This is a genomic window from Shewanella sp. SG41-4 (genome assembly GCF_014164505.1).
Taxonomy (GTDB): domain Bacteria; phylum Pseudomonadota; class Gammaproteobacteria; order Enterobacterales; family Shewanellaceae; genus Shewanella.
The window spans coordinates 1-3,088 of sequence record NZ_JACJFI010000366.1; the positions used below are offsets into that span (position 1 = coordinate 1).

5 protein-coding genes are annotated in these 3,088 nt (G+C 38.7%); 1 reads left to right on the forward strand and 4 read right to left on the reverse strand.

Features of this window, described 5'->3' with window-relative positions; translation table 11 throughout:
• The 4 genes from H5202_RS19660 to radC all read right to left on the reverse strand — a co-directional run.
• Positions 1–846, reverse strand: an 846-nt coding sequence (locus tag H5202_RS19660; RefSeq protein ID WP_182773552.1) for an ATP-dependent DNA helicase, incomplete at its 3' end; no start/stop codon positions are given.
• A gap of 123 nt (positions 847–969) precedes the next feature.
• Complete coding sequence (locus H5202_RS19665; protein ID WP_182773553.1) at positions 970–1,530, reverse strand: tyrosine-type recombinase/integrase; 561 nt, start codon at positions 1,528–1,530, stop codon at positions 970–972.
• 108 nt (positions 1,531–1,638) lie between these two features.
• Positions 1,639–2,016: a DUF2787 domain-containing protein gene (locus tag H5202_RS19670; protein WP_182773554.1), complete on the reverse strand. Its 378-nt coding sequence runs from the start codon at positions 2,014–2,016 to the stop codon at positions 1,639–1,641.
• Between the two features lie 71 nt (positions 2,017–2,087).
• Complete coding sequence (radC, locus tag H5202_RS19675) at positions 2,088–2,564, reverse strand: RadC family protein (protein WP_182773555.1); 477 nt, start codon at positions 2,562–2,564, stop codon at positions 2,088–2,090.
• A 188-nt stretch (positions 2,565–2,752) separates the two neighbouring features.
• On the opposite strand from radC, the gene H5202_RS19680 reads away from it, so the two are divergent.
• Positions 2,753–2,977, forward strand: a complete 225-nt coding sequence (locus H5202_RS19680) for an AlpA family transcriptional regulator (protein ID WP_182773556.1) — start codon at positions 2,753–2,755, stop codon at positions 2,975–2,977.
• The last annotated feature ends 111 nt before the right edge of the window (positions 2,978–3,088 follow it).

Consider the following 3,088-nt stretch of genomic DNA (forward strand, 5'->3'; position numbering starts at 1 on the left):
CCTGTTAGTGCGAGCGATAATAGTCAGGTTATCAGTGTTCTCAACCTTTCCGTCACAAAGGTCAAAATATTTATCAATAAAACTAACGCTTGGTAGGCGGCACACGTCTTGGGAAGAAACATCAAATTCAAAGTCAATACAGTCCTCAAACTCCATAGCATCTCGCAAAGTTTGAGCATTTTTCATTACGCCTGATTCAGATTTTTGTCTGACAACTTGTGTTAGTTCAAACGACAGACATGCAAGTCTATAAACGCAATTGAGAACATTTTCACTAAGTGCTGGAGAATAAAAATTTCTAACAGGAGGTAGCTGCGCGTTATCGCCTATAAAAATGACTTTTCTTTGAGGGTTCTTTTTAAAGTCAATATACTGTAGCAAATCTTGCAATAAGTACCCTGAACCAAATTTTCCTATATGAGAAGCGCTAAACTTATCTGAAATCATTGATGACTCATCAACAATATAGATGGTATCAGGCTCATCACTGTTGGCGTTAAGGTAAGAGAAACTATCAGGCTTCCTCTCAAGGTATTCATCGATTGGTTCCTCGTCTTGTTCATAGAATTTGTAGATAATCCTATGAATGGTTGTAGCTTTGAATTTAGTCTTATTGGCAATTACTTTTGCCGCCTTACCTGTTGGGGCAATAATCACAAACTCCTTTCCCAGCCAACTTAAGTATCGTGTAACTCCTGCCATAACGTAAGACTTGCCTGTCCCTGCATATCCTTTCAATAAAAAAACGGGCGCATAACGGTCCTCCAAGAAAGACTCCAACTCCGTAAGTAATTCCTGTTGGTCATTGGTTAGTTCCTGACCATTAAAGTGATTTAAAATTGACATGCAATTCTCCTGGTTAATTCAATCAGAAAAATTGTGTATTAATTAATTTTTGGATTAATTACGGTTTACTCGACGCCAGAAGGCCAGTGGATATTAAAAACAAAAAAATAGAGGCCGAAGCCCCTAGATTTCTAATTCAACAAAGTCAGTATCTATAACTTCCTGGTCGATGCCTATATAGCGCAATGTTACGCCTTCAGAGCTATGTCTGAGCATTTTCATTACTCGGGCAATATCATTAGTTTTCTTGTATAAATGAAAACCACGTGACTTGCGCATGGAATGGGTACCTAACCTAATGCCTAACTCTTCACCCACTAGCATAAAGGCTTTAGTGACAGACCTCCTATTCAGTGGTTTAGGTTTTCGGTTGATAGATTGCCGGTTTCGATAGGATTGAAATAAATAGATGTGGTTGCGGTGCTTCAACTGAATGTTGTTAATTAAAAGCCGCGCTTTGTCATTTAACTTTATTTCAGCTCGCTTGCCAGTTTTCCCCTCGAAGATGATTAAACGACCATCTCTGATATCAGTAAATTTAATTGATAGTAAATCTGATATCCGTAATGCCAAGTTAAGGCCAATGTTCCAAATATCTGCCATTTGTTTTGAGCACCGTATTTCAAGCAAGTGGCTTATAAGGCGAACCTTGTCCAGGTCCTTTATCGCTTCAACTTCTGCCATAATGTTAACTCCTCACATAAAAACGCCAGCATCATTTAAAGTGATAATGCTGGCGCTATAGGTTGCTTAATCAAAGCTCACGCTTACCTGGTAACAATCATTGATGTATTACTCAATAAAATTGTTAACAAAAAGGGTAAGTAGTTCTTTGGCATTTCTGTTTTGCAGCCAACCAATAAACAAATTGAACACTTGCTTACTAATAAAACAGACATCAATTTCTTTAACCAGCTCGGGGAAAGGCCCTCCCTGGTACGAAAAGTCTGTTATATAAACGAGTTGCCATAACTCATTTTGTTTCTCCATACGTATTTCAACCGGATGATATCCACCAGCATCAGCAGAGTAATCGGGGTCCCGAAAGTTAAGTGTAATAGCGTTAAAGGTATTGTTCGGTACTGAAGTGCCAACTAGTGATTGGTTAATCAGTTGATATAATTTTGCAGGTACAGGAAAACCCTGCACCTCATTAAAGTTCAGTTTCATGGTGTTGATCTCTTAAGTTGTATGCCAGGGCTCGTCCGGCATTAAAGAATTAATTTGAGGAAGTAAGAAGACTAAAGCAGTCCACGTTCGGCAAATGACGTTGCACCATTACCAACAACAATGTGATCAAGCACCTGAACATCTATTAAGGCTAAGGCATCTTTTAATCGTATAGTTATGGCAATGTCAGCTTGTGACGGCTCTAGCTCGCCAGATGGATGGTTATGCGCAAAAATAACTGCGGCACCATTTTGATGTAATACTTCTTTCACTACTTCTCGCGGGTATACGCTAGCGGCGTTAATGGTGCCAAAGAATAACTCCTTGTACTCAATCAACTTGTGCTGACTATTAAGCACCAAAATTGCGAATACCTCCTTTTCATATCTACCCAGTTTAAACTGTAAAAAGTCGAGTGTTGCTTGGCTACTAGTAAACGCTTTGCCAGACATATACTTGCTCTGCAATATCTCAGCGGCTTTTTCGAGCACTTGTTCAGCTGTCATGGGTTCTTCGGTGATGTATTTAATTGATAGGTCATTAGGCATAACACACTCCTTTAATGATTCGTTGGTCTATGCCTTTTAGTAATATGTGTTTGATTATTTTTGGGATCGATAAATACAGCCTTGCAGACCTAGAGTAAACACATCAGGACGTCTACGAACAAAAATTACATAACATGCTCTTTTGATGAGTGAGTACAGCTCGCAAAAATTCAAATGAGGATAATGCAATGCAAACAAGATTAATTAGATTAAAAGAAGTCATGGCGCTAACAGGCTTAAGCCGTTCAGGAATTTATAAATACAACAGTGAAGATAGATTTCCAGAAAATGTCAGCCTTGGCGGTCGAGCTGTAGCTTGGGTAGAAAGTGAAATTCAGCAGTGGATTGACAATGTTATCGGTCGTCGTGACGACAATCGATTAACAGGCTACGACATGGAGACTGAACTATGATTTTTTCAGATAAATATAGCGGTAATAAAAATGAATTAGTAAAGAGTGATAAGTATAAAGAATTCAGTTTAATTCAGAGTGAAGTTGAATATACAACTCGTTCACTAGGAC

What these genes read in the sequence shown, in the direction of transcription:
- H5202_RS19665 (WP_182773553.1), bottom strand. Translation starts at nt 1,530, where the DNA reads ATGGCAGAAGTTGAAGCGATAAAGGACCTGGACAAGGTTCGCCTTATA.
- H5202_RS19680 (WP_182773556.1), top strand. Translation starts at nt 2,753, where the DNA reads ATGCAAACAAGATTAATTAGATTAAAAGAAGTCATGGCGCTAACAGGC.
- H5202_RS19670 (WP_182773554.1), bottom strand. Translation starts at nt 2,016, where the DNA reads ATGAAACTGAACTTTAATGAGGTGCAGGGTTTTCCTGTACCTGCAAAA.
- radC (WP_182773555.1), bottom strand. Translation starts at nt 2,564, where the DNA reads ATGCCTAATGACCTATCAATTAAATACATCACCGAAGAACCCATGACA.